Source organism: uncultured Campylobacter sp. (assembly GCF_938045595.1).
GTDB lineage: Bacteria > Campylobacterota > Campylobacteria > Campylobacterales > Campylobacteraceae > Campylobacter_B.
The window spans coordinates 1-6,325 of record NZ_CALIBB010000149.1 but is presented as its reverse complement, the minus strand read 5'-3'; the positions used below and the strand labels follow the sequence as shown (position 1 = coordinate 6,325).

The window sequence follows — 6,325 nt, the reverse complement described above, 5'->3', positions numbered from 1 at the left end:
CTCTAGCGAGGGTTTACTTTTAGGCATCGAGGGAGATTATTCATTTAAATCTAGCATTACTTCTAAGTGGACGGACGAGGATTATTCGGATACAGATAAAGACAGTAAAGGGCAAGCTGCGATAGGTTTTAAAGGCGGCTATGATTTTGATATAGCTAGGGTATACGGTGAGTATATGTATGATTTCAAGACTTCAAAAAGCGGCAGTGATGAATATGGAAATTTCAAGCACGAGTGGAGCAAACATAGCCTGCTAGTAGGTGGGGATTTTACGCCTGAGATTACAAATGGCTTTAGGCTAGTAGCGGGCGCATATACGGGGGTTTCGTTTTTGAAATACAAAGATTCTTATAACGACTTTGACGGCACTAGCGGCTCCGCATCTAAGACCGCACCGGGTTGGGTCATTGGCGCAAGACTGGGCGGGCTATATAGCTTTGATGAGCATAACGAGATTGAGTTCGGCTACAAAGCGGATTATACAAAATATGGAAAAACTAGCGATGAAAAGGATATGAAAGACGTCAGAGAGACCAACCATGGAATTTATCTGGGGTATAACTTTAAATTCTAAAAATTATAATGTGCTAGCGCAGGATGGAGCGAACGAACTCCCGCTCCATCCGCTTTTAAATTCCAAATAATTATTAGATGTCAAATTGCAGGCAGGATTGTTTAATCCGAAATTTGCGAGCAATTCAGATGCAATTATATGATAATCAAGGGTGTTGCCGGTACTAGACATCAAATTTTACCCGCTTACGCGTATAAAATTTTAAAATTTTTAAAAATATCATTATCCAAGCTTAATTTCCTATTTTTAGTGCTATCTGCTAAGCGCTTAAATTGACGGAATTTATGAAATTTTACTCAATCCGCTTTTTTCTAAGAATCGTTATAATTTCAAGTTGAAAAAGCGGAATTTTATCAATGTCTCCATTTGCCACTTTAAATTTGTTTCATAATTGCTTCGGATATCTCACGACCCCTAGTTCGAGTACGACGTAAAAATGCCATTTTGCTTTATGGAAATCTCGCATTTACATCTTCGGGATTAGCACTTAAATTTTGCGGTAAAATTCTAAAACTACTGCGTCTAAGAATTTTATAATTTTACCGTTTTAAAGCATTAAATTTTTACGATTTTAAGATTAGTTGCAACCGTAGAAAAATTCGCGGTAAAAGTGGTGGATGCCTGTCGTGCGGATTTAGATGCCAGATTTATCCGCAAGCGCTACGCTTTTACTAAAATTTTATCTTTATCAAAATTTTAAAATTTCAATCGCTGTTTTTAAAATACTTCGGCGCAAACATAAATTTCTAGCTACTTCGCTATATTTTGTAGGCCCGTTCGGAGCTTTAAAATAGCAAGTCGTCGTGCCTGCTATTTGCCAAAAACCCTAGCGAAAATCGCGTCCACGTTTTTGGTGTAATATCCGTAGTCGAAGCACTCTTTGATCTCGCTTTCGCTTAGTTTTTCTCGCAGCTTTGTATCTGCGAGCAGATTTTGCAAAAACAGGCTATGCCCTTGCTCATCTATAGCTTTTTTGCCCTCTTGCAGATCCGCCCAGACCTTCATCGCGTTACGCTGTACGATCTTATAGGCATCCTCTCTGCTAACTCCTCGTTTAGGCAGCTCTAGCAGCACGCGCTGCGAAAACACGAGCCCACCGGTTAAATTTAGATTTCTCATCATATTTTCAGGATATACGAGCAGTTTTTCGATCAAGTTCGTCAAGCGATTTAGCATAAAATCGGCGGTTATAAAGCCATCAGGGAGGATAAATCGCTCGACTGAGCTATGGCTGATGTCGCGTTCGTGCCATAGTGCTACGTCCTCCATCGCGGGTATTGCGAAGCTACGGATCATACGACATAGTCCCGTTACGTTTTCGCTAAGCACAGGATTTCGTTTGTGCGGCATCGCAGAGCTGCCCTTTTGACCTGGGCTAAAAAATTCCTCCGCCTCATAAACCTCGGTGCGTTGATAGTGGCGGATTGCGATAGCGATCTTTTCGCAGCTGGAAGCCAGGATCGCAAGTGCGCTCATTACCTGCGCGTAGCGATCGCGCTGGATGACTTGATTGGATGCGGGAGCGGGCTTTAGCCCCAGATATTCGCACACTAGCTCTTCCAGCTCTAGTGGAGCGTGGGCGAAATTCCCCATAGCACCGCTTATTTTGCCGTAGCTGATGACGCTTTTTGCGTGTTGCAAAAGCTCTAGCGCGCGATTTATCTCATCATACCAGACCGCAAGCACGAGTCCGAAAGTGATCGGCTCGCCGTGGATACCGTGGCTGCGCCCGACCATCAGTGTCATTTTATGCTTCATGGCTTGAGATTTTATTGCGGCTTTTAAATTTTGCACATCCTCAATGATAAGCTCCATGCTTTCTTTGATTTGTAGCGCGACGGCGGTATCGATGCAATCGCTGCTAGTCATGCCGTAATGCACGAAGCGGCTCTCCTGCCCAAGGCTCTCACTCACGCTCGTTAGAAACGCGATGACGTCGTGCTTGGTCGTCTTTTCGATCTCATCTATCCGCTCGATCCTAAAGCTTGCGTTTTGTAGAATTTTATCTTTATCGCAGTCGCTTATTAGACCTAGTTTATTCCACGCCTTAACCGCCGCGAGCTCGACTTTTAGCCACGCGTCGTATTTGGCTTGCAAGCTCCATTTTTCAGACATCTCTTTTCTTGCGTATCTTTCGACCATTTTAGTAGCCTTTCGGTTAGAATTTCTTGTATAATGATGGCAAAAATTATATAAAAATGGGGCTGAAAGTTTAATATGGGTTATGAGAAAAGAAGCCTGGGAGGCTTTGAGGGACGCAAAATTTACGAAATTCTGCTTAGCCTCGGATACGATATGAAATCCGCGCAGCGCATCTGTGACAAGCATCGCGTAACCGATGCAGAGGATCAAAATTTACATAAAAACTCTGTCGCGCACGGAGAAATTTTTTTGATCGATTACAAATGCAAGCCGCGCGGACTGAAGCCGATCTTTGAGTGCGATGCGTTTGCGGCATTTGACAAACCAAGCGGAATTCTTAGCCATCCGAGCGGGCGCAACTCGCCTTATAATATGTATGACGAGATCTGGTCGCTATACGGGCAGGACGCGTGCGTGGCGCACAGGCTCGATCTCGAAACCAGCGGCGTTTTGATCGTCGCTAAAGATAAAGACGCGGCGCGCGAGCTCAAAGAGTGCTTCGAACAGCGTAGAGTGATGAAAAGCTATCTAGCGCTCGTGCAAGGAGATTTGAGGGAGGGCTTGCGAGGTGATTTGCAAGGTGCTGCTTGCAATGGAGAGATAGAGAGTTGCTATGCTCTAGGCTTTGATGAAATTTGCGGATCAAAATTTGCGGGCAATGCTGTGAGTTTGCCAAGTAGCATATCGGATCTGCGCGATACACTAGCTCTAAAAGGAGTAGGCGATAAATTTGGATTTAATACCTTGTCTGGTAATGTGAGTAGGGGATTATGGCGCAGCACTCTATCTGGCGGCGCGCAGGTTAAATTTAATTCCGGCGCTCCTACTGGCGATGTTGGTAGCGGATCTGAATTTGATGCCTTATCCTGCGGCGTGAGTGATAAGCTTAAATCCGCTATCGCGATGAGTAGCGCGGATAACGGGCATAAACCTTGCGCCTTATCTGCGGTCAAATCTATGCCGGCTATTTCTACGGGCTACGTAAATTTGAAAAAATTCGAGCCTACAAAATACGCAAAATTTAGCGAAAAACTGAAATTTTTAAAGGATTTTGAGGGGTTTGTGATTGATGCTCCGATCGCTCCTAGCGACGAGTTTGCCGATCTTAAAATTCGTATGAAAATATCGCGCGACGGTAAGGAGGCGATCACGCTGATACGCCCGCTGCGATATTTCTCGGACATAGACGCTAGCCTGATCGAGTGCTATCCGCTGACGGGTAGGCAGCATCAGATCAGGCTGCATCTATTTGCCGCGGGTGCGCCGATATTGGGAGAGCCGCTGTACGGGCTTTCGCGCGAGCAAGCGGAGTGGATATTGGATAAAAAGATGGATGAGACGGAGCGGATCAGGACGACAGGGGCGCCTAGATTGCTACTGCACGCGAATGCGATTTGCTTTGAACTGAGTGGCGAACGATACGAGATAAAAACCGAATTTGACGCCGCAAGAGAGTTTTATAATTTCGCGAAAATCGGTAAAATTTAGGTAACTTAATAAAATTTTGAGGTGGTGGCGATTATTTTTATGACTAGGATTTTGCTTTTGCTGGTTTTTATAAAATTTTGTGATTACAACGGCGTTTAATTTATTAATTTCTCATCTATAGTTATTTGAAAATTTTAAGACGATTTTATTTTGCGATGGCTATAATTCACAATTAGAATATTAGTAATTTTGAATAAAGGATGAAAATGTTGTGGTGGGAAAAAACAGTGGAGTATTATTTTGTAAAGCAGTGTTTGTTGGACATCGATATAGCTCCACTTGATGGTGATGTAGAAAAAATAGGTGATGCCTTAACACATAACAATGGGAAGTTTTTACTTATAGAGTTTAAAAGGGCATTCGAGAATTTATCCTCAGAAAAGAGAAAATATGCAGATTGGGAAAAAAGCGCTAAGGCCATAAAAGCATATAATTCAACTTGGCTAGACGGTGGGTTTCATATATTTATTTTCGGTAGCGAAAATTACGGTAAATTTGAGCTCAGAGCGCATAAATATTGGATGCTTCAAGATAAGTTGGGCGGTAGCATAAAAGATTTTAAATCCGATGTTGATTCTTTTAAAAAATGCAATAAAGAATATGGAATATTTAAAAGAGAATTTGACGAATACGCCAATTTTCTTTTTAAGCAAAAGGGCGGGGCGGGAAGCTCTGTTAATTTAGAAAGCTCGGCATTGGTAGCAAGCATAGGGAGCAAAACGGTAGTTGCTTCTTTTGGGGAATATTGCAAGAGGGTGCTTCATCTGGAGAATAGTAAAAAACAAGAGCTTACAATAGAGATAACACCACCAAGCAGAGGTATGGGCTTTGGGCTATAATTATTCTTTAGTATCTATAGTATAAAAACTTGAAAGACAGAGGGAGAGGTAAGAACTGTGGATTGTTTTAGTTATTTGTTTTGGTTTGGTATGTAATATAGAAGTTGAATGGCGACATATATATTGTAAGCGCGAAACTTTCTAAACAGCAAATAGAAATGCTATATTCCTCGTTGTATCGCTAAAATTCTATACCCATTCATTTATACAATCATAATTGCAAATTAGTGCGAAATTTGATCGGTAAGATGTGTGTAAGATTAAGACGCGGCAGTTAATTTTTATTATTTTGGCTTCTTGTATTTGCATATGGTAAAAGTGATAAAAAAATGCGTAAAATTTAGCCTAAAAGTAACTATAAAAATTTGTTTTATGCTTTAAAATTTGGTTTATTTTATTCAAATAGCCATAAACGCTACTTTCGCTTCACCGATATTAATGACCTTGCCTTTGCGCGTCATTACGCCCAAGCCGTGTTCTATATCCCACGAGCAGCTAAACTCAAAGCCGATTTTCGCACTGTCTATGATATAGATATTTTACAGCTCCAATAGTTCGCTAAGCTCCTGCGGCGTGCTGATGCCCGGCATGAAATCGCTTTTCGTCTCGCTCGGATAGTCGTAGATCTCCTGCCATTTTGGGTAGTTTTTTAAAATTTCAGCTAAGACGCCCGTTAAAATTTCTTCCTGATTTTGCTTTAGAAACTCTAGTGCGTCCGATTGCGCCTGGCTTGGCTCGCCCGTCTCTTCGCTATCTTCATCTAAAAAGGTGCAGCAAAACTCGCCCTCTTGCTCTAAAGCTTTACCGAAATACTCCAGCCGCAGCGGGAAACTAAAGTCCTCGTATTCTTCATCTTCAAATTTAAGTAAAATTTTAGACTCCGCAAGATGTGCATTAAAAAACTCCGCGACCTTTGGGCTACGGGTGAAAAGATACTCCTCATTCGCTTCGTAACTTTTGCGCAAAAATTTAAGCGCCTCCTGCTCCGCGCCGCACTCCAAGCAGCATTCGCCCTTGTAATAATCGCTCACGTAGGACGGATTTTCATTGCTTCTGGCGTGCTTATCCATCTCGCCTAGCCAGCGCAGCATATTTGGGGCGTCGCCCGCCCATTTGTACTCATTCACCATGCGCGCCGCGTAGATGTATGAGTCGTAGACGCGGTATTTCTCATCGTCCGCCTCCGCCCATTTTACCTCGATAAAGCGGATAATTTCCGCCTTTGTAATCTTGGATTTTTTAAGCAGCGATCTGTCTAAGAAAACGCCGATCTCGTCCATTA

At 42.7% G+C, this 6,325-nt stretch carries 5 protein-coding genes; 3 read left to right on the top strand and 2 right to left on the bottom strand.

All coding sequences use genetic code 11. From position 1 onward, the window contains the following. Positions 1-574: hypothetical protein (locus tag Q0340_RS06290; RefSeq protein WP_298082597.1), on the top strand; the 574-nt coding region annotated here is incomplete at its 5' end. 810 nt (positions 575-1,384) lie between these two features. Here the strand turns inward: Q0340_RS06290 and purB are convergent. Beyond that, entirely contained in the window at positions 1,385-2,716 is a 1,332-nt protein-coding gene (gene purB, locus Q0340_RS06285) for an adenylosuccinate lyase (protein WP_298082596.1), read from the bottom strand. A gap of 75 nt (positions 2,717-2,791) precedes the next feature. Here purB and Q0340_RS06280 point away from each other — a divergent pair, with 75 nt between their 5' ends. Continuing rightward, the gene (locus Q0340_RS06280) at positions 2,792-4,204 is read left to right on the top strand and encodes an RluA family pseudouridine synthase (RefSeq protein ID WP_298082595.1); all 1,413 of its coding nucleotides are present in this window, start codon (positions 2,792-2,794) and stop codon (positions 4,202-4,204) included. Between the two features lie 206 nt (positions 4,205-4,410). Next, on the top strand, positions 4,411-5,043 hold the full coding sequence (locus Q0340_RS06275; protein WP_298082594.1) for a hypothetical protein: 633 nt from the start codon (positions 4,411-4,413) through the stop codon (positions 5,041-5,043). Positions 5,044-5,582: 539 nt separating this feature from the next. On the opposite strand, the gene Q0340_RS06270 is transcribed toward Q0340_RS06275, so the two are convergent. After that, the coding region (locus Q0340_RS06270) for a hypothetical protein (RefSeq protein ID WP_298082593.1) at positions 5,583-6,325 on the bottom strand (743 nt) is incomplete at its 5' end.